This is a genomic window from Neobacillus paridis (assembly GCF_016765675.1).
Classification (GTDB): Bacteria; Bacillota; Bacilli; order Bacillales; family Cytobacillaceae; genus Neobacillus; species Neobacillus paridis.
Genome location: NZ_JAESWB010000168.1, coordinates 200,333 through 220,199, shown reverse-complemented (window position 1 = coordinate 220,199; position 19,867 = coordinate 200,333). Strand labels below are relative to the sequence as shown.

25 protein-coding genes are annotated in these 19,867 nt (G+C 39.2%); 4 read left to right on the top strand and 21 right to left on the bottom strand.

The window, feature by feature from the left end; genetic code table 11:
* Positions 1 to 5 precede the first annotated feature (5 nt).
* From JK635_RS10120 to JK635_RS10110, 3 genes are all read right to left on the bottom strand, one after another.
* Positions 6 to 773, bottom strand: a complete 768-nt coding sequence (locus JK635_RS10120) for an enoyl-CoA hydratase/isomerase family protein (RefSeq protein ID WP_202653825.1) — start codon at positions 771 to 773, stop codon at positions 6 to 8.
* A 112-nt stretch (positions 774 to 885) separates the two neighbouring features.
* The gene (gene rpmF / locus JK635_RS10115) at positions 886 to 1,059 is read right to left on the bottom strand and encodes a 50S ribosomal protein L32 (protein ID WP_042456138.1); all 174 of its coding nucleotides are present in this window, start codon (positions 1,057 to 1,059) and stop codon (positions 886 to 888) included.
* 57 nt (positions 1,060 to 1,116) lie between these two features.
* Complete coding sequence (locus tag JK635_RS10110; RefSeq protein WP_202653824.1) at positions 1,117 to 1,641, bottom strand: YceD family protein; 525 nt, start codon at positions 1,639 to 1,641, stop codon at positions 1,117 to 1,119.
* 207 nt (positions 1,642 to 1,848) lie between these two features.
* Between JK635_RS10110 and JK635_RS10105 the strand changes: the two genes are divergently transcribed.
* Entirely contained in the window at positions 1,849 to 3,066 is a 1,218-nt protein-coding gene (locus JK635_RS10105) for a nucleotidyltransferase (RefSeq protein WP_202653823.1), read from the top strand.
* 20 nt (positions 3,067 to 3,086) lie between these two features.
* On the opposite strand, the gene JK635_RS10100 is transcribed toward JK635_RS10105, so the two are convergent.
* The gene (locus JK635_RS10100; RefSeq protein WP_306792933.1) at positions 3,087 to 4,109 is read right to left on the bottom strand and encodes a SepM family pheromone-processing serine protease; all 1,023 of its coding nucleotides are present in this window, start codon (positions 4,107 to 4,109) and stop codon (positions 3,087 to 3,089) included.
* Position 4,110: 1 nt separating this feature from the next.
* A complete protein-coding gene (locus JK635_RS10095) occupies positions 4,111 to 4,893 on the bottom strand; it encodes a patatin-like phospholipase family protein (protein ID WP_202653822.1) in 783 nt (260 codons plus the stop codon).
* A gap of 205 nt (positions 4,894 to 5,098) precedes the next feature.
* Between JK635_RS10095 and ylbJ the strand changes: the two genes are divergently transcribed.
* The gene (ylbJ, locus tag JK635_RS10090; RefSeq protein ID WP_306792932.1) at positions 5,099 to 6,319 is read left to right on the top strand and encodes a dipicolinic acid transporter SpoVV; all 1,221 of its coding nucleotides are present in this window, start codon (positions 5,099 to 5,101) and stop codon (positions 6,317 to 6,319) included.
* A gap of 37 nt (positions 6,320 to 6,356) precedes the next feature.
* On the opposite strand, the gene coaD is transcribed toward ylbJ, so the two are convergent.
* From coaD to JK635_RS10055, 7 genes are all read right to left on the bottom strand, one after another.
* On the bottom strand, positions 6,357 to 6,845 hold the full coding sequence (gene coaD, locus JK635_RS10085; protein WP_202653821.1) for a pantetheine-phosphate adenylyltransferase: 489 nt from the start codon (positions 6,843 to 6,845) through the stop codon (positions 6,357 to 6,359).
* Positions 6,846 to 6,868: 23 nt separating this feature from the next.
* Positions 6,869 to 7,417, bottom strand: a complete 549-nt coding sequence (gene rsmD, locus JK635_RS10080) for a 16S rRNA (guanine(966)-N(2))-methyltransferase RsmD (RefSeq protein ID WP_202653820.1) — start codon at positions 7,415 to 7,417, stop codon at positions 6,869 to 6,871.
* 332 nt (positions 7,418 to 7,749) lie between these two features.
* A complete protein-coding gene (locus JK635_RS10075; RefSeq protein ID WP_202653819.1) occupies positions 7,750 to 8,025 on the bottom strand; it encodes a YlbG family protein in 276 nt (91 codons plus the stop codon).
* A gap of 126 nt (positions 8,026 to 8,151) precedes the next feature.
* Positions 8,152 to 8,586, bottom strand: coding sequence for a YlbF/YmcA family competence regulator (locus JK635_RS10070; protein ID WP_202653818.1), 435 nt, complete (start codon positions 8,584 to 8,586; stop codon positions 8,152 to 8,154).
* Between the two features lie 60 nt (positions 8,587 to 8,646).
* The gene (locus tag JK635_RS10065; protein ID WP_202653817.1) at positions 8,647 to 9,084 is read right to left on the bottom strand and encodes a hypothetical protein; all 438 of its coding nucleotides are present in this window, start codon (positions 9,082 to 9,084) and stop codon (positions 8,647 to 8,649) included.
* 97 nt (positions 9,085 to 9,181) lie between these two features.
* On the bottom strand, positions 9,182 to 9,421 hold the full coding sequence (locus JK635_RS10060; protein WP_202653816.1) for a YlbE-like family protein: 240 nt from the start codon (positions 9,419 to 9,421) through the stop codon (positions 9,182 to 9,184).
* 39 nt (positions 9,422 to 9,460) lie between these two features.
* Positions 9,461 to 9,865 carry a YlbD family protein gene (locus JK635_RS10055; protein WP_202653815.1) on the bottom strand — a complete coding sequence of 135 codons (405 nt, stop codon included), beginning with the start codon at positions 9,863 to 9,865 and terminating at the stop codon, positions 9,461 to 9,463.
* Positions 9,866 to 10,008: 143 nt separating this feature from the next.
* Here JK635_RS10055 and JK635_RS10050 point away from each other — a divergent pair, with 143 nt between their 5' ends.
* Positions 10,009 to 10,503: a PaaI family thioesterase gene (locus JK635_RS10050; RefSeq protein WP_202653814.1), complete on the top strand. Its 495-nt coding sequence runs from the start codon at positions 10,009 to 10,011 to the stop codon at positions 10,501 to 10,503.
* A gap of 36 nt (positions 10,504 to 10,539) precedes the next feature.
* Here the strand turns inward: JK635_RS10050 and JK635_RS10045 are convergent, their stop codons facing one another.
* Together JK635_RS10045 and JK635_RS10040 are read right to left on the bottom strand one after the other, a co-directional pair.
* Positions 10,540 to 11,571: a CAP domain-containing protein gene (locus JK635_RS10045; protein ID WP_235888011.1), complete on the bottom strand. Its 1,032-nt coding sequence runs from the start codon at positions 11,569 to 11,571 to the stop codon at positions 10,540 to 10,542.
* A 185-nt stretch (positions 11,572 to 11,756) separates the two neighbouring features.
* On the bottom strand, positions 11,757 to 12,197 hold the full coding sequence (locus JK635_RS10040; protein ID WP_202653813.1) for a CBS domain-containing protein: 441 nt from the start codon (positions 12,195 to 12,197) through the stop codon (positions 11,757 to 11,759).
* A gap of 178 nt (positions 12,198 to 12,375) precedes the next feature.
* Between JK635_RS10040 and JK635_RS10035 the strand changes: the two genes are divergently transcribed.
* Positions 12,376 to 12,735: a YugN family protein gene (locus tag JK635_RS10035; RefSeq protein WP_202653812.1), complete on the top strand. Its 360-nt coding sequence runs from the start codon at positions 12,376 to 12,378 to the stop codon at positions 12,733 to 12,735.
* Between the two features lie 44 nt (positions 12,736 to 12,779).
* On the opposite strand, the gene JK635_RS10030 is transcribed toward JK635_RS10035, so the two are convergent.
* The 7 genes from JK635_RS10030 to cyoE all read right to left on the bottom strand — a co-directional run bounded on the left by JK635_RS10030 (position 12,780) and on the right by cyoE (position 19,687).
* Positions 12,780 to 13,244 (bottom strand): DUF420 domain-containing protein, encoded by a 465-nt coding sequence (locus tag JK635_RS10030; RefSeq protein ID WP_202654321.1) that lies wholly within the window; start codon positions 13,242 to 13,244, stop codon positions 12,780 to 12,782.
* Positions 13,245 to 13,655: 411 nt separating this feature from the next.
* On the bottom strand, positions 13,656 to 14,564 hold the full coding sequence (gene ctaG, locus JK635_RS10025) for a cytochrome c oxidase assembly factor CtaG (protein ID WP_202653811.1): 909 nt from the start codon (positions 14,562 to 14,564) through the stop codon (positions 13,656 to 13,658).
* A 100-nt stretch (positions 14,565 to 14,664) separates the two neighbouring features.
* Entirely contained in the window at positions 14,665 to 15,000 is a 336-nt protein-coding gene (gene ctaF, locus JK635_RS10020; protein ID WP_202653810.1) for a cytochrome c oxidase subunit IVB, read from the bottom strand.
* 1 nt (position 15,001) lies between these two features.
* On the bottom strand, positions 15,002 to 15,628 hold the full coding sequence (locus tag JK635_RS10015) for a cytochrome (ubi)quinol oxidase subunit III (RefSeq protein WP_202653809.1): 627 nt from the start codon (positions 15,626 to 15,628) through the stop codon (positions 15,002 to 15,004).
* Entirely contained in the window at positions 15,628 to 17,496 is a 1,869-nt protein-coding gene (ctaD, locus tag JK635_RS10010) for a cytochrome c oxidase subunit I (RefSeq protein ID WP_202653808.1), read from the bottom strand. Before ctaD ends, JK635_RS10015 begins: the two co-directional genes overlap by 1 nt.
* 31 nt (positions 17,497 to 17,527) lie before the next feature.
* A complete protein-coding gene (gene coxB, locus JK635_RS10005) occupies positions 17,528 to 18,583 on the bottom strand; it encodes a cytochrome c oxidase subunit II (RefSeq protein ID WP_202653807.1) in 1,056 nt (351 codons plus the stop codon).
* Positions 18,584 to 18,760: 177 nt separating this feature from the next.
* The gene (gene cyoE, locus JK635_RS10000; RefSeq protein WP_202653806.1) at positions 18,761 to 19,687 is read right to left on the bottom strand and encodes a heme o synthase; all 927 of its coding nucleotides are present in this window, start codon (positions 19,685 to 19,687) and stop codon (positions 18,761 to 18,763) included.
* Positions 19,688 to 19,867 lie beyond the last annotated feature (180 nt).

The window sequence follows — 19,867 nt, the reverse complement described above, 5'->3', positions numbered from 1 at the left end:
TGTTTTCAATCTTTATGTACTTTTTTTTCCATAAATGTTTTAACATATTGGTGATGAGCTTCGCTCTCCCACAATACGGCACATCGATTGATCTCTTGCATCATTCTTTCATGCAGTTTAGATTCTTGCCACTTTTCAATCCAGATTTTCTTATACGCTTCTAATACAGCTTGCTCTTTCGCTAACATTTTTTCTAAATAAAATTCACAAGCTTCAACTGAATCCCCATCGTATAGATAATGGATAAATCCCGCTTCATATAAATACTCTGCCGTATTTAGTTCTGCATCTATTAACAGTTTCATAGCAATTGCGGCCGGTAATTTTTCGGCTAAGATGGAACCTCCACCCCAGCCGGTCGTTATCGCTTGTTTCCCTTGGACAAACCCTGCCTTGATTCCTTTCTTTGCCAAGCGAAAGTCACAGGCGGCTGCCAGTTCACAGCCTCCACCAATGGCTGTTCCATTTATTAAAGCAATTGTTGGCTTAGGTAAAGTCAACAATGAATAGAGAATATTACCCATTTTTAAAAGCATTGGCAGCGCTTCCTCTTTAGTATGAAGTGAATGAAAAATGGATAAATCTCCTCCAGAACAAAAGGCCTGTTCCCCGGCACCCGTAATCACTAGCGCCTTAATGTCAGGCCGCACTGCTTCGCTAATTGCTTGAGCCAGCCCGTCCATGACGTCATAATTAATCGCATTACGTTTTTCACTTCTGGTGATTGTAAATAATAAATATCCCTTGTCCTTTTTTTCAATTGTGTAAGCCAATTCTCCTCATCCATCCCTTCCAGAATCGTAGATTTTTTATGGAAAAAGTTGTTTTTCTTACAACAAAAGCACAAGGACAAAAGTTCCTTGTGCTTTGCAAACGAAGTTGTTATTAATCATTAACTACTTCTTTTCCTTTGTATGTTCCACAAGCTTTGCAAACGCGGTGAGCAAGTTTCATTTCACCGCAGTTTGGGCATTCTACCATACCAGGAACATTCAATTTAAAATGAGTGCGACGTTTTCTTTTTGCCGTTTTAGAAGTTCTTCTAAAAGGTACAGCCATTTCCAACACCTCCTTAAAGAGTATAAAGAAAGCATAAAGAAACAGGGTTATGTTTCTTTACTTTTTTCCTTGATTGTTATTATCAAAAAACTTAGCAAGTCCAGCTAGTCTTGGGTCAATTTTAGTTGATTCCGCGTCCTCTGAAATAACCTCCCAATCCTTTCCGGATTGTGGTGCGGCTTCCTCAGTCTCCACGTCGTCACAAAAGACTTGCATCGGTATTTCAAGTAAAAGAATTTCTCTGATGATTGGTTTTAAATCAATCACTTCTCCTTTTACTTGATGAACTTCCTCTTCAGTTCGATCAAACGAGTCTTGAAAAAGGAAGGTTTCAGTTGTTTCGACATTGATCGGGAACTTAACATCCACTAATGTACGAGAACAAGGAAGGATTAAATATCCGTCAATTTTAAAATGAAAGGTAACTTTCGTCGAATCCATATCACCATGTCCACTGATATGGATTGGCGATACTTCACGAATCGTTGGATCATCCTGCTTAAGATCATCAAACTGAATCGTTTCATCGAACAAAAATTCCTTATTACGATATTTCTGTAATTGACTGACTGTCCATTTCACTTGAATCACCCCAAGGCAACAAAGGTAATTATAGCCTTCGATAAAATTTTTGTCAATATTATTTCTTTACAGAACAAAAAGCGCAGACGCCTTAATAAGATAACTATAGTCTATCCATCTTGCTTGTTTACAAACGCTTCCAGTCGTTCTCCGTTCCCATTAAAAATTTGTTATAATGATTATTATTTTATAAAGGAGCGAAACTATTTGAAATCTGTTGGTTTGATTGTTGAATATAATCCTTTTCATAATGGTCACGCCTTTCATTTGCAGGCATCCAAGGAAGCGGCAAATGCAGATGTTGTCATCGCGGTAATGAGCGGAAATTTCCTCCAGCGTGGTGAACCCGCTCTTGTTTCTAAGTGGTATCGAACCCGGATGGCGTTACTTAACGGAGTCGATCTTGTTTTTGAATTGCCATACAGTTTCGCCGTTCAAAAGGCTGAAACATTTGCAAATGGCGCCATTTCAATCTTGGAGGCGGCTGGCTGTGAATCTTTATGTTTCGGCAGTGAAAATGGTGATATCGCTGCCTTTTTGCGAACAGTTACTTTTCTAGATGAAAAACAGCAGCCTTTTAATGAAAAAATCAAACATTTTATCAAAACAGGTGTCAGCTACCCAAAGGCTACGGCCCTTTCCTACCAGGAGCTGGCTGACTCAGAAAACTTTTTGGATTTGGCGAAACCAAATAATATTCTCGGTTTCCAGTATATACAGGCAATCAACCGGCAAAAAAGCAAGCTACGGCCATTGACAATTTCCAGAAAAAATGCAGATTATCACGATGAGCATTTTGCCTCCGAAACGATTGCTAGCGCAACCAGTATCCGAAAGGCTATATTCGCGGAGGAATCAAAATCGGCGAATATCAAGCAATATGTACCGGAACCAACTTACCAAATATTGCAGGAGTATAAACATCATTACGGAGGCTTTCATCGCTGGGAAAATTATTGGGAGCTTCTCCAATATCAGCTTATCACATCCTCACCCGGAGAACTTAAAGAAATATACGAAATGGAAGAAGGGTTGGAAAACAGATTGACGAAAGCGGCAATTGAATCCAGCAGCTTTCAAGAATACATGGAAGCAGTCAAAACAAAACGGTATACGTGGACAAGACTGCAAAGATTAGCTGTTCATATTTTAACAAATGCAAAAAAAGAAGAATTGAAACGCAACTCTGAAAAAGCGGCTTATGTAAGACTGTTAGGAATGACTGCTGCAGGAAAGGAATATTTAAACAAAATGAAAAAACAATTTTCCTTACCACTGGTTACGAAACTATCAACCTATAATGGAACGGAGATTCAGCAAGATATTAAAGCGGCACGTGTCTATGCGATGGTTTATCCAAGTAGGCAAAGAAATAAAATGCTGCAGCAGGAATTTAAGCAGCCACCGATTTTCATCCAAAAATAAGATGGTGAGGAGACACCATCTTATTTTTTGGGAGAGAGTTTCTCTAAGTAATCAACTGCCTGATCAAAAGTATCAATTGGGATAATTTTCATTTTGGTTTTAATATCGCGGGCCGTTTTCACAGCTATCCGATAGTTGGAGTCCTTTGAACCTTTTTCATTGGGAGCAAAAAAGAGCTCCGCTCCGGCTTTATCGGCAGCAACAATTTTTTGCTCAATCCCGCCAATCGGACCGACAGTTCCATCGATATCAATGGTACCAGTTCCAGCTATATTGTACCCTTTTGTTAAGTCTTCTTTGGTCAACTGATTGTATATTTCCAATGAAAACATCAGGCCTGCAGATGGCCCGCCAATATCATCTGTCTTCACTTTCACTTTTGGCTCAACAATGATTTGTTTGTCATCGACTAATGCAATCCCAATTCCCGCCCTTTTCGGATCCTCTTTAAAAGTCTTTAGGGTTAAGGAAACGGTCTTCACGGTTTTTTTCCGTGAATAGGTGATTTTCACCTGATCGCCGGCATGCTTCGCTTCAAGATACTTAATAAACTGAGCCGACGAAGAAAAGCGCTGCCCGTCTATTTTAAAGATGCGGTCACCTGTTTTGAGAACTCCGTCAGCAGGCATTCCCGGATATACTTGAATAACATAAATTCCTTTATATTTGTAATGAACCGGCAAACCGGCTTTGCGATAGGCAACATCAATGGCATTCAGCTTTGAAGCGGCCATTAGTTGAAGCTGCCGGACATTATATTCTTCCTCTGTTTCTTGTTTGTCCAGTATCGTGTCAATCGGGTAAATTTCTTCGTATTTTCTCAGTTTCGCTTCCAGATACGAGTATATATTTGCCCTGCCCATTCGAACAGTGGTCAGCATAAAGTTTCCCTGTTCCTTATAGCCATTTTCAACTGTAATAATAGGAGCCAGCTCCTTTGCCATGCCCGGTTTTGAAACGTAATAAGGTAAAGAAAAATACATACCGCCAATTAAAACTAGGACAAGGACCAAAAAAGAAGTAATCGATATTTTTTTTCGCAAACTAAGTTCTTCCCTTCCACTGTTCGATGATCGCTTTGATTTGAGTAAGCAGTTTTTTCGTTTCTTCCTCCCCAAGTTTAATAATTTCTTCGATATTCGTAAACGCCCTTGAACTAAATTCCTCAACAGGCGGCCGGATCATGATATTAGCAGTACTTTCCTGGTTATTGATAATTTCGGTTTGCATAATGTCAATACTTTGCATGATTACATCATATATAGAAGTAATTTCTGCATTTTGCTTTACTCTCGAAACATCAACGGCAATCACAATGTCGGCTCCCATTTCTTTGGCAACGGATATCGGAACACGATCGGTCACCCCGCCGTCAACCAGAAGTCTGCCCTGATATTTTTCCGGAACAAAAATCCCCGGAATCGAGATGCTGGCTCTTACCGCTTCTGCAGCAGGGCCCTCGGTAAACACAACTTTTTCCCCTGTGATTAAATCAGTGGCAACAACCGCAATCGGGATTGAAAGTTCCTCAATATTTTTTCCATGGGTAAAAAACCTAATCAGTTCTTTGACCTTCTTGCCTGTAATAAAACCCATTTTGGGAACAGTGAAATCTAAGAAATACTTTCTCTTAAAGGCAGTGGAAAATTTATATAACCGATCAAGGTCGATTCCTGCCCCGTAAAAACAAGCGACAAGGGCCCCCATACTGCTTCCAGCAATTAAATGTATCGGTATTCCTGCATCACTTAATACCTTTATAACGCCTAAATGAGCAAATCCACGAGCACCGCCGGAACCAAGCGCTAAACCTATTTTCGGCTCCACATGAGCAACCTCCTAACGCATCCTTATCCAATATACTGCTATATTTAGGAAATCTTGTTCAATCTTATGGTCTAAAATAATCTTCTATGAGTATATTTCTTTTATATGGGGGACAGGCATTTTTGTCTGAAATATCCTCTATTTTACCATTCCGTTGATTTAAAATTCTAGTTACACACCTCATTATAATGGGGGAGGGATTAGCTTGCTTCGTTCAAAAATGAAAACCGCAATTTTAGCGATATCGGTTACGATTCTGGCAGCATCGCTGATTTTTTACCCGCAGGAGTCGCTGGAAGCCTCTAAACGAGGACTCAATATGTGGTGGAAAATTGTCTTTCCTTCCCTTCTGCCGTTTTTTATTGTTTCAGAATTACTCATTGGTTTTGGCGTCGTCAAATTTATCGGTGTCTTACTAGAGCCATTAATGAGGCCTTTTTTTCGCGTCCCCGGTGTAGGAGGATTCGTTTGGGCGATGGGCCTCGCTTCCGGTTTTCCCGCCGGAGCAAAATTCACGGCGAGATTACGTGATGAAGGCGTAATTTCACAAATAGAGGCAGAGAGGCTTGTTTCGTTTACCAATTCTTCTAATCCACTGTTTATTTTCGGAGCAGTTGCTGTCGGTTTTTTTAAAAATCCGCAATTGGGATTCATTCTTGCTGTGGCCCATTATTTAGGAAATATATGTGTCGGATTGTTGATGCGGTTTCATGGAAAGGAAACATCAAGCAAGCAAAAAAGGCAGGGAGAGAAAACCAGCATTAAAGCCGCTCTTACGGCTCTCCATCAAACAAGAATGAAAGATAATCGACCAATCGGCAAACTACTTGGTGATGCCGTTAACACCTCAATTCAGACATTGCTAATGGTTGGGGGCTTTATTATCTTGTTTTCGGTTATTAATAAAATTCTATACCTTCTGCACATTACTGAAATGTTAGGAAATGTAGTGTCTATCATTTTTGCCAATTTCTCTTTTCCTGAAAAGATAAGCATTCCCTTTATTTCAGGCCTATTTGAAATTACATTAGGCAGTCAATTAATTAGCGATGTTAAAGGCGCAACACTTTTGCAGCAAGCCATGATTACAAGTTTAATCCTTGGTTTTAGTGGTTTAAGCATCCATGCCCAAGTCGCAAGCATCCTTGCACAGACAGATATCCGCTTTAAACCATTCTTTATTGCAAGAATTTTGCAGGGAATCTTCGCCAGCTTGTTTACCCTTTTGTTATGGAAACCAATTTATATTCGCCTGAGCAAAAATGAACAACCGGTAAATGCCGCCCCCGCAGATATTTTTTTAGACGGGTCCTGGGTACATCAAGCATTTCAAAAAATGACCGAAATCGGACCTTTGGTCACAATCTTTACGCTTACTCTTTATGTATGGATTTTATTCATTCGCTTAAAAAAACAAACCAATTAAAGAAAAGAGCCCGTGGACAACTGCCCATGAGCTCTTTTCACACGGTTCCGGCAAATTTTTTTCTCATTTCTTGTTCAACAATAGGCGGGACTAATGCTGAAATGTCTCCATTGTATTGGGCTACTTCTTTGACAATACTGGAACTTAGGAACGAATATTGATTGTTGGTCATCATAAAAAAAGTCTCAACATGGTCATTCAAATATCGATTCATTGATGTTATTTGCATTTCATATTCAAAATCGGAAACGGCCCGTAAGCCTCTCAAAATCGCCGTTGCCTTTACACTTTTGGCGTAATCGACCAAGAGTCCGGAAAATTGATCTACCGATACATTAGGAATCTCCTTAGTTACTTCTTTAATAAGGTTTATTCTTTCCTCTACGGTAAACAATGGATGTTTGGATGAGTTATTTAACACCACAACATATACTTTTTCGAATACCTTTGCGCCCCTGCGAATAATATCTAAATGACCGTATGTAATTGGGTCAAAACTACCAGGACAAACAGCAATGCTCGCCAAATGATTTCCTCCTTACTCCCCGCTTATTTTGAATAAATCGTCACAGCAATTATCCCATATTGCTCATGTTTTATTTGTGCCAATGAACCGACTGTATGAGGTAATTTTATATCAAAGCTATGCTCACATATGACTATTCCATTATCATTGATAATATTGTGTTTGTCCATATTTTCCATTAAAGAAACAAGCTGTTGTTTTTTATAAGGCGGATCTAAAAAAATATAATCAAACTTCATGTTTCTTTTTATCAATGCCTTTAGAGCACGGTCGGCATCCGTTCGATAAACCTCTGTGGCGTTTTCAAATCCACATGTTTTGATATTGTCATAGATGATATGGATGGCTTTTGCATCCCTGTCAATAAAAATGACTTTCTCCAGCCCTCTGCTAAGCGCCTCAATCCCTAACCCGCCGCTGCCGGCAAAAAGATCCAGGCCGCTGCCGCCTTCAAAATAAGGGCCAATCATATTAAAAATCGCTTCTTTGACCTTATCAGTTGTTGGTCTTGTTGAATTCCCCGGAACTGCCTTAAGAGGTCTGCCTTTACAAAGACCGGAAACTACTCTCATGAATACCACCACGTTTTTTTACAATATTGCCTTTCTTTAACATCCTACCATAAATCAATAAATGGAACCAAACTGATAAAAATGAGGTCTTATTTTTTGCAGAGAAAATATCGAAAAGACGTATAAGCTTTTAGGTTATGGAGATACTGATAGTAACAACATCAATTCGAGGATGTTGTTGCCAACCGCGGAGAAGACTTACGTTTCCCCATAAGTTCTTCCTCCGGTTTCTCCTCTCCCTTTGCCTTCTATCCGAAAAAGGATATAGAAGGACCCTGTAGATGTCTACAGGGTTTTTTTAATTTATAAAAAGATGAGGATTCACCTCACCTTTAAATTCCCATTTTATAATCATATTCTTTTGCTTTATCAGGGATGGCATTCTCATATTCCACTTTTAAAAAAGGTTTATAAGACGGCTCAACCTTTTTGACAAAAGAGAATGAGTTCAGCTTTTCCATTATTTCAGCAATATCGTCCTGATTACAATATAATACAACATATTTAAGCTTCTTTGAGACATAATGGACATTGCCAAAACGTCTAAGCATTTTAGCATGCTTTAAAGAATAAAGCCAAACCACCAATCCTTGTCTTTGTATAAACATACCAGTTTCCCCTTCAAATCACCATCATTTTTCATTAGTCTAGCACATTGGAATATTCTATTTCAATTAACATTTTATCTAAACAAAAGAAATCGGCTTAGCGCCGACTCTTCTCTACTGATTAACTTAGCTGCAGCTGCATCCGCCGCTGCCACAGCCGCTGCCTTGACCAGTATCAAAAAATGGGTTGCCAGTTGGGACCATAATTTGCTGAGAAACGGCCCCGCCTATTGCTTTGCTGATTTCGTCCAGCAAAGCTTGGAGATCATTTTCTGCCAATTTAAACTCGGCAACATTTGGGTCTAAGTCCATTTCCCGTTTATATTGACGAATTTCGCGCATTACCCTTTTATAATCTGGATGGTATTGGCCAAATCGTTGTACTTCTTCATAAAGCTCCTTTAGGCTGACAAAGCGCTGAATCTTCTTCTGGGTTTCTTGATCATTTTGCATTTTAGCTAAACAGATTTTGTATTGTTCGACAAGATCAGACTCGAGAACCATTTGGGCTAGGTTTTCAGCAAATTCTAATAATTGCACTCTTTCTAACGTTGCAAGCACTATTGTCCACCTCCAACCTCATTTTAACATGAAAAATGGGAGAATGCGAGTGCCCGATTATTAACGGATCGTGACCACAAACTCTTTTTCCAGACCATATGAAATATTGTTTAAATTGACAACTCCAAGTTTTACTCGATGACTTCCCTGTTTTAACCCTCTAATGATAAAGATGGGAGAATCGACCTCGGAATGCCGTTTTCCATCTATCCAAACAACGATTTTCCCAACTTTTTGGTGACGATCTTCCGACTGCCGAAAAGTAATACCAGTCACAATACACTCAACGAAAACATTATTCCCGTTAATTTTGTGCTGCGCAAATATGGTTGGAAAGGAATTTTCCCGCATCTTTAGATGATAGCCTTCGACCATTTCTATGTCCCGATTCATTATTGGTTTCATGCTTATAACTTTTACGGATCCTTTGACGTTTTCTGTTTCATGTTGAAAAGCTGCAATAAATCCAATTAACATAATAAGTAATCTTATCTTCAAGTTTATCACCCCTTATGGATGTATTGTTCGCCTCCCTTTCCAATTTTAGTCTATGGGCAAATAAAAAAGGCCACATTACCGAAAATGCGCCCTTTCTCTAATTTTGATTTTTCATTGCTTGAAACATCGAATACATCATCGAAGCCATTTGTACCCCGTTAGTAAACTTCTCCACCTGATGCGGAATGGTTTTTTTATAATAATGTAATGAGGAAATTTCCAGAGCTTGCAGATCGTAAGGATTTCTCGATAGTTTACGGTACCATTGCGGTTGTTCTCGAACAAATTGTTTTAAATCATTTTGTTGGTTGATATACTCGTAAATCTCTCTTCTCATATGTTTACGTACCTTCCTGTTCCTTTCTACTTCATTAAACTAATCCTGCCGGAATGAAAATGGATTCTTTGGTGCTTCAGGCGGTTTTACTGGTGTCCCTCCGCCAGCGGTTCCTTGAAATTGAGCAAGCAATCCTTGGACTGCTCCGACAGCCTGGCTCAGGTTGTTTAGATGGGACTGCATTTGATTGGCATCCATTTTCTTAATAGCCTCGAGAATATTGGTCATAAAGTCGCCTTTAGACTCAGAATTTTTTTTCGACTCATTTTCTGTCTCCGCTCCTAGCGTTTCCCAGCGGCCATCATCTTCCCCTAATAGATACCAATCTTCATATAATTCCTGCCACGTTGCTTTACCTTTCCTTACCTCTTGAATAATATGGGGATTATTTTTGACAAACTCTTTAAATTTAAGGACGGATGGGTGTAATTTTTTTTGCGTCATTATTCTCACCTCTGCCGTATTCGTACCTACGATACAATATGAAAAAAAGTCAGAAAGGTGAAAATCTTATATATACAAATATTTATTATTTTTCTGCTAAGTGGTAAGATGTGAAAAGAAAAAGTAATGAAAGAGGTAAATGTATGAAAGACGAATTGCGTCAGCTGCTTGAATCATGTATCGAAAGTGGCAGTGAAACCGAGCTTAATACGATTAAATTCTTGTTGGAGGCTGTTAAACAAAAGATTGAACAGCCAAATAGCAATTATCTAAGGAATTTACTTCAGATGGATATTAAAATTGATAACCAATCATGCGAAGTTACCATTCCTCTCCGTCCAGTATATAATAACAGTTTACAAATACTTCATGGGGGTGTGACAGCCACCCTGCTTGATAGTGCCATGGGTATATTAGCTAATTCTTTATTGCCTGACGGGTTCGAAGCGGTTACTAATCAATTAAATATCCACTATATTGCTCCGGGCTTCGGCGATCACCTTCGCTGCCGGGCTGAAGTCATTCACCAGGGAAAACAAACTTTAGTCATCGCCGGCGAAGCATATCGGAGTGACGGAAAACAAATTGCCTATGCAACCGGCACCTTTTTTATGATTCCACCAAAGAAAAACAGGTAACATCTTAAGAGACCTCCTAACAAAGGAAGTCTCTTATTACTGCTCTTGTTTTTGGATAAAGTTTTGCGTATAGTATTGCTGAAAAACTCCTACTCCTAGATGGGTATAATCTTCATTTAATAGGGATTCCCGATGACTTTTACTGTTTAGCCATCCTTCCACTGCAGCAGGGCCGTCCGTATAGTTTGCCGCGATGTTTTCCCCGGCAGACCGATACACAACCTTTGCATTTTTAAGCCGATCACTAAGACTGCCAAGCTTTTTAGAATTATGGGAGAAATCGTTGTTCTCGGCCATATCCTTACTATGTTCATAAGCAGCCGCTGCGGCGTTTTCATCCCAAATTAACGGTGTTAATTGATATCTAATCCTTAAAATATTCGTGATATCAAAAATTTCCTGTTCCGTTCCTCGTTCAATTAAGCTCCACTTATTTAAACTTGGAGGTTCAGCTTCAATCAATTGACCGCTGTAAACCAACTCATAAGGCCGCTGTTTAATCATTGTTTCAGCATCCAGATAGCGAATACTTGAAAGTACCCCGGTAAATTTATCAATGTATAATTGGACATAAATGTTTCCGAGCTGAACCATCGGACGAAGATTCAAGTCTGTATCATTTAGTTCAAAACGATAAGTGCTCCCTTTCATTGTGATATTAATATTCGTATCAATATATTGCGTGTTAAAGATTTCTTCAACTGGCTGGCCGATTTCAAATGGTGACACATCCAAGTCTTCCCCGAGCACGAATAAGGTTACAACACGATTATTTTCTATGCCTACCTGTAGATAACGTTGATTCTCACGATTGTAAATATACCATTGATAGCCATACATCGTTTCATCTATTCGCTGCGGCATACCTAATTCTTTTTTTACATATGAAACATTTTTGCCCATTAATAAGGACAGGCCTTCTTTTGGTCTCTCATTGGCCGCTTTTTTATTTTGTTTATAATCAGGTTTTTGTGGCAAAGATGAAGGCATTTCCAACGTATGGTCTTCTTTAATTAATACTTTATCTTCCGTTTTTTCATTACTGCTAATGTAAAAACCAACAATCAAGAATACTGTCGAAAGAATTAAAATTCTAAATAAGGCTTTCAGAGGCGATCATCCCCTCTATACTTCTTAATCTATTATATTGTATAGATAAGATAATTATATCATTTCTAGTACTGATAGCTATAGCGATATCCTTGAAATTAGAAAACAGGTACAGAGCTGTACCTGTTGCCCATAGACCAATTTTACATTTGTGGCGGAGACGCCTGCGAGTTTTGCTCGGAAATCTGTGTAAGCGCTGCTTTTGCCTGATCATCGGTTAACTCACGAATGGCAAAATCTCCTAGTGAAACGATTCCAATTAATTTTCCATTCTCGACAACAGGAAGCCGGCGTATTTGATGATCAGCCATTAATCGGGCTGCCTCTCTTGTTGATGCCTCCGGTGAAATCGTAATCAATTGATCACTCATAACCTTCTCAACTTTTGATGATGGTGGGTTCTTTTCGGCGACACCTCTTATGACAATATCACGATCAGTAATCATTCCGACTAATTTTTCGTTATCAACAATTGGAATGGCACCAACATTTAATTCTTTCATTTTCACTGCCACTTCGTATACATTATCTAATAGAGTGCAGCACTCCACCTCATCTGTCATGATATCACGGATTTTCTCCAACTAAATCATCCCTTTTTAATAATATTTTCACGCTTTTAGCATTTCCAAACAAGATTGAATTATTCGTAAAAGGATTTCATTGCAAGTTAAGGTATTTTCATCTATTATTAAATTGATATAATTTTGCTACATAACCAAAACTTAGGGTATTAGCATTGTTAATGGGAGGGATTTTTTTATGAAATTTGAAAATACCGGTATTGAAAAATTCAAAGCTGATTTAAACCGTTTAGATGAAGTAATGCAAGAACACGGTTTAGTTCGTGCCGGTCAATGGGATTACGAGCGGGTTACATACGATCGAAAATTTGAAATGAGGGAAGGAACTTACTATCTTCGTATTCAAGGCTATGCACTTGATGGCGATGTCGACACGTTCAAAGCCACCATCCAACTCATGACTCCAATATTGGGGAAACATTATTATCCACACGGGGTTGAATATGGTGACGATGAAAACTACCCTGCTTCTCTTGTAAGCCAGTGTAAAAAAATTATTGAAGAAGTTAAAGCTGAAGTAGAAAAATTTACACTTTAAAGACAAAGACGCATGGTTTTCCATGCGTCTTTTAGCATTCAAATTTAAAACCCTAGTATCGCTTTTATAACAGAAGTCGTTTCTCCGCCATGATAAAAGACGTATAACAAAAGATAAACGGCAACTCCGGTTATAGCTGTAAAGAACCAAACAATGCTGGTAACTGGGCCGAGCTTACGGTGAAAAGACAGTTTATTTTTGTAGCCAGTATATAATGAAATAATTCCTAATACTGCGCCGATCGTTGCTAAACTAATATGAAAAATCAAAAAGATCGTGTAGTAAATTTTTATCTCATCCGGTCCGCCAAACGAAGTATTCCCAATAAAAATAGTCCGTGATGCATAAATAAGAAAGAAAATAAGGGCAAAAACAGCGGCCAAAAACATAGTTTTTCTATGCGATTCTAGTTTTCTCTGTTTTATTTGCCACCATCCCAAGGCAACTGTAAGACCGCTTAAAACAATAAATAACGTACTAATCGTTGGTAAAATCGGCAAAGAATTCATATTTTGTCCTCTCTTTTCATATTTTCTAAAATTATTGTAATGTAGTTCCCGAACTTTTTCAAATGATTCAAAGAAAAGCGCAAGCGCCTTGGTCATCGCTGTACAAACTCCTCGAAAAAGCTAACGCTTTTCCTTCGTGCGATGTTGATTCTGACGAAGCGTCCCTTGTGGAGGGGCTTCGACTGAGATAAAGGAAACACGATGCTCCTGCGCCAAGGGAGATTCGAGGAAGCAATGTTCAGCTCGTCGCAAAGCTACATGATGTTTTTTCATAGAAGCTGCTTTGTTGACTTATCGTAGGGAGAAGACCGGAAGTTTGCTAGGCGATAGGCGCTGGAGCTGGACAATTCTAAAAGTCGAATGATATAAATTCTGAATGCTGCGTAAAAAAACTCCCTGAATGTCGGGAGTTTATCTGACAGGAGTTGGATCCAATATTTGCTTGACTTCCTTTTCCGATTCTTCCTGATCTTTTCGATACCATTCGAAAAATACTTGAGCCAAAACGACAGCATAAATAATCTCCTGAATCATCTTCATCACAACGCCGCCTAGACGCTGATCGTCAAGAACGTTCATTGAACTGAACAATTCCGGACCGCTTAGATTCAAATTTGCAAACGCATCCGATCCGACACAAAGACTCATTACCTTCGCCCAAATCTCCGGATCCGAATAAGTAGCATAAAGCGGTGTATTGGCAAAAATAATCATTGCGCAAGCCGGCGTCATTAACATACCGTTAGCAAATAAAAACGCCACCTTTTTGATGCCGCTTAATGGACGGTAATCGGATATTGGACTTAATAAAGACCACCACATACACACCGCAGCGACAAATAATAGAATGGAGTAACTTCCATGATAAAAACGATTCTGCATCACGAGATCAAAGACGGCGGGAATGTGATAAAAGGAAAACAAACCGTTAAATACAATGATCGCAATTACCGGTTTTGTTAAAACGGTAAAAACGGCCTTTACCACTCTCATTTTCAAAAGACTTTCCCATAGCCAAGGCGGGATCGCTTTTATAAATAATGGTGGGAGCAGTAGTACAAAGATGACCATCGTAATCCCATGAACATAAAACATTAAATGTCCCATTAGGTCTAATGGAGATCCCTTGATTGCGTATAGAATGATAATCGTTAATGAAAACAGCACAGCCTGTTTTATAGTGAGTGGTTCACTTTTTTCAAACTTTCCACGAAACTTGGTCGTTGTTAGAAAAAATAAAGCCGTCAGTATAACCAATATAACTAAAAAATATGGACTCCACAGGGCTTTAAATCCAAAAATATTTAGCGGCACTCTCATTTCACCTCGATTCATTGTAAGTTAAAAAGAAAATCGGCAAATAGCCGATTCTCTCATTATCTCTCAATACCGTAACGCCCACTATATTTAGAAGGTCGATTTACCACCATATAATAGTCATAAACGCCAATACTATGATTAATCCCATAAACAGACCAGTAAACAAAAACATACTCGGTGCTTCATGCCCTTTATGGCTCATATGCATGAAGTAATAAAGCTGAAAGACAACCTGAACAGCAGCCAAAAGAACAATAAACGGGATCGTAAACCATGAAGTAAATCCTTTAATAGCCACTGCAGCAAAGGCAAGTAATGTTAAGAAAATCATCAGAGTAAAGGAAACAATTTGATAACGCATTTCCTCCGCGTTTGTCTTGCGGCGATATTCAAGGTCAACTCTTGAACGATTTGAGCTTAATGGCTGATTTGTCATGTTATCCCACCATCCCCATTAAATATACTACCGTAAAGATAAATACCCAAACAACGTCGATAAAGTGCCAATAAAGACTGGCAACATAAAATTTCGGCGCGTTGTAGAGGTTTAAACCACGCTTGTAGTTCCGGATCATTAAAGCGAGAATCCAGCCGAGACCAAAGGTGACGTGCGCACCGTGAAAACCAACAAGTGAATAAAAAGCTGAACCGAAAGCACTGCTTGTAAATTTATGGCCTTCATGCACATACATGTTAAACTCATAAACCTCTAAGCCTAAGAACCCTAGCCCCAATAACACCGTTACACCAAGCCAAAGCATCATTTTCTTAAAGGCAAAATTTTTCATATGATACATTGCATATACACTTGTTAAAGAGCTTGTTAATAGCAGCATCGTGGCGACAAGCGTTAACGGTAATTCAAATAAATCCTTTGCTAAAGGTTGACTCGTATCCGGCACCTTATCTTTTAATGCAAGATAGGTAGCGAATAAAGAGGAGAATAGAACTGTCTCTCCCCCCAGAAATAACCAAAAACCTAAAAATTTGTTTTTCGCCTCAAGGGTGGCCCTTTCAGGCGCAGCAGGCCATGTTTCATACGTTAATTTTTCTTCAGCTTGCATTATGCCTTAGCCCCCTTTTCATCTTGAGTTAATTCCTCTTTATGAATATGGTACCCATGATCGTCCTTGAATGAACGCACTAACATCGATCCAAAAGTTACAGCTAAACCGAAAATTAACAGCGGGATTGCCCAAGGCTTATCATTGACATGGTACATTGCACCGAATGCGGCAATAAATAGCCCTAAGGTAATCATAAATGGGATGAATGAAGAATTTGGCATATGAATGTCACCAATTGGTTCAGCCGGTGTCATGCCTTTTTTCCCTTCCATTTTTTCTAACCAATAAGCATCCAAGCCGCGTACAAGTGGGAGCTGTTTAAAGTTGTAATATGGCGGCGGTGAAGCAATAGCCCATTCAAGAGTTCTTCCATCTCCCCAGGGATCGTTGCCTACCTTAACATTCTTCACTTGGGTCACGACAATATTGATTAAAAGGATCATCACTCCAGCTGACATAAAGGCTGCCCCGACAGAACTGATCAGGTTCCCAGCGTCTAATCCTTGACCAGGCAAGAAAGTGAAGACACGGCGCGGCATTCCCCATAAACCCAAGAAATGCTGGATAAAGAATGTTAAATGGAAACCAATGAAGAACAGCCAGAACGTAATTTTTCCTAATGTTTCATTTAACATCGTACCGAACATTTTTGGCCACCAGTAATGAGTGCCGGCAAGAAGGGCCAAGACAACCCCACCAACGATTACATAGTGGAAGTGAGCCACAACAAAATAGGTATCATGATATTGATAATCGGCAGCAGCTGTTGCAACCATGACCCCGGTTACCCCTCCCATGACAAAGGAAGGAATAAAGGCAAACGCATAATACATTGGAGTTGTAAACTTCACGCTTCCGCCCCACATTGTAAACAGCCAGTTAAAAATTTTAATACCTGTAGGAACTCCTATTGCCATCGTGGCAACAGCGAAAATTGCGTTTGCGACAGGCCCTAAACCAGTTGTAAACATGTGATGTGCCCATACCATGAAGCCTAAGAAGCCAATTAGCACTGTTGCAAAGACCATGGATGAATATCCAAACAGCCGTTTTCTTGAAAAAGTCGAAAAGATTTCGGAGAAAATACCAAAAGCTGGAAGTATTAAAATATATACTTCAGGGTGTCCGAACACCCAGAATAAATGCTCCCAAATAATCGTATTCCCACCCATGGTGACATCAAAGAAATTAGCGCCAAACAAACGGTCAAACATCATTAATGTCAGTCCAACCGTTAACGGAGGGAAAGCAAAGAGAATCATTGCGGAAGCTACAAACGTTGTCCAAGTAAATAACGGCATCCGCATATATGTCATTCCAGGTGCCCGCATGTTGATGATCGTGACAAGGAAGTTGATTCCCCCAATTAATGTTCCAAGACCAGCGATCTGCAGCCCTAAAACATAAAAGTCAATTCCGTGTCCTTTTGAGTGAAGAGACAATGATGCATATGAAGTCCACCCAGCATCAGGTGCACCGCCTAAAAACCAAGACAGGTTTAAGAACAGACCTCCGAAAAAGAATAACCAAAAACCTAATGCATTTACAAATGGAAATGCAACATCGCGTGCCCCAATTTGCAATGGCATTACCGCGTTCATAAAAGCAAATAACAGCGGCATCGCAGCCAAGAAAATCATCGTCGTTCCGTGCATGGTGATAATTTCATTAAAGGCTCCGGCACTGACAAAATCATTATTTGGAACCGCCAGCTGGATACGGATTAATACTGCTTCAATCCCACCCATTATGAAAAATAATCCACCTGCGATGAGATAAAGATGGGCAATCTTTTTATGGTCTACCGTTGTTAAGTAATCCCATAAAACTGCCCCAAACCCCTTTTTTTGAGCAATGGTACTCACAATTTAACCTCCCTTTCTATCCAATTCCCCTTTAATCCTGAACCTTAAGCCCCATTAAATATTCTGCTAACGCATCGAGTTGTTCATCCGTCATAGCCGGATACTTATTGGTCATTTCGTTACCTGGTTTATAGGTTTCAGGATTTTTAATCCAATTCTTTAATTCTTCTTTATTATGGTCTAAAATACCTGCAATCCTGGATCTCTCACCAAAATTTGTTAAATTTGGTGCAAGTCGCGCAGCTTCAGGTTTATCTTCAGGTGTAACAGCATGACAGCCAATACAGCTCTTATTGAAAATTTCTTGCCCTTGGGCAGCCAAATCTGTTTGTGCTTTTTCAGGTTGTTTCACAGCCTGCATATCCTTGACCCAAGTATCAAAGTCGGCACGGCTCATCGCTTTTACTTTGAAATCCATTAAAGCATGTGATGGTCCGCAAAGCTCGGCGCATTTGCCGTAGAACAAATTCCCTGCTTCATTCGCCCGCTTGTCGTCAAACACTAACCAGAACCTATTGATATTATCAGTGTTTGTGTCCAGTTTGCCGCCTACAGCAGGAATCCAAAAAGAGTGTTTAACATCCAACGACTTCAAATTAAAATACACTTTCTCATTTGTTGGAACCACAAGGTCTTGACTGGTAACAATTTTTTCATTCGGATATTCAAAATCCCACCAGTATAGATGCGAACGAACATTAATAACAAGTGCCTTTGAATTTTTCTTATCCATTTCTTTCACATCAGCGAGCTTAAAGGTAGCCGCAACTGTTGGAACAGCTAAAATTAATAGTAAAAGAATTGGAATAACTGTCCAAATAATTTCTAATGTATGACTTCCTTCCACTTGTTTAGGAATTCTGTCATCTTTTCTTCTAAAACGAAAAAAGACAATTGTAAAAATGATCAATACAACGATAATTACCCCAACCATGATCCATGTACTTAACTTCATTAGATCATATTGGATGTCTGCTACTTCACCGGCAGGCCGCAACGAAGAAAGATATGGTCGACCACATCCGGAAAGTACGAGCGCTAAAATCGCGAATAATGAAATTAGACGCCATTTTGCAAACCTTTTCATAACCCATCAAACCCCTCTTTCGCTCATAAATTCTTTATAAATGCTTGATCAAAGAAGTATGCTGCCTCTCTTTCCCTATTAATACCCCTTGCAGTTTCTTAGATTTTTCTAAAAAACTGCTTAATATAATATGAAGAATGTACCTTCTCCATATTCACGAAAGGCGCTTAAGCAAAACTAAATTAATGTAACAAGAACCATCGCTACAAAAATAATAGTTAAATATTGCAATGAGTAAACAAACATTAGTTTTGCCCACTTTATGTCATCTTTGATCTTATATCCAAAAATCCCTAAAACGAGCCAGCCTAAATTTAACAAGGTGGCCAGAATTAGAAATGGGATTCCCAACTTAACGAAAAAAAATGGAAGCGGCAATAATAGCGCCACCCAAAATAAAATGTGTAATTTCGTTGTTTTAAACCCTTTCACAACCGGGAGCATCGGTATTCCGGCAGCTCGGTACTCTTCTACCCGTCTCATCGCAAGCGCATAAAAATGCGGCGGCTGCCAAGCAAACATTAAGATAAATAAGGCCCACGCCATAATATCAAGATTGGGATCGACAGCTGCCCAACCAATCAGCGGCGGGACTGCTCCTGAAATGCTTCCGATGATTGTATTAGAAACTAATTGCCGTTTCGACCACAGGGTATAAAGGAAAACATAGCTAAAAACCCCAAGCAGTCCAATTACTGTTGCAGTTACGGAAGTAAATAATAATGACAGCGTTCCCAGTCCGATAAATAAAATACCAAGTCCCAATACTTTAACTGCGGCCACTTTACCCGTTACAGTTGGTCTTGATTTTGTTCTTTCCATTAAATGATCAATATCGCGATCCACATAATTATTAATAACACAGGAGCCTGCAATGATGAGTGAGGAGCCCGCTACGGTAAAAAGAACAAGATCCAAGTTTTCTAAAAAGCTTTGCCCGGTAAAATGAAGCGCCAGCCATAGACCTGTAAAGGTGGTAATAAGGTTAGAATTCACAATTCCAATTTTTATCAATGCCATAAAATCTTTCCAGGCAGATGTTTTATATGTGTCTGCAGAAATACTTGCTGCTCCATTCGGGGTGGCAGCCTTTGAGTTAGACATCCATTTCTCCTCCTCATGTTAATAACAATATTCTCATTTCACTGGCAACCAATACCTTTAATCATCCTACTGTCTGTGTATGTATTTTTAAAAAATAAGGTCATAATTTTAACACTTTCTCTGTATATTAAATCACATTTTTTGATATTTTTGTGAACTTTTTTTGAATAATTTTTGTCT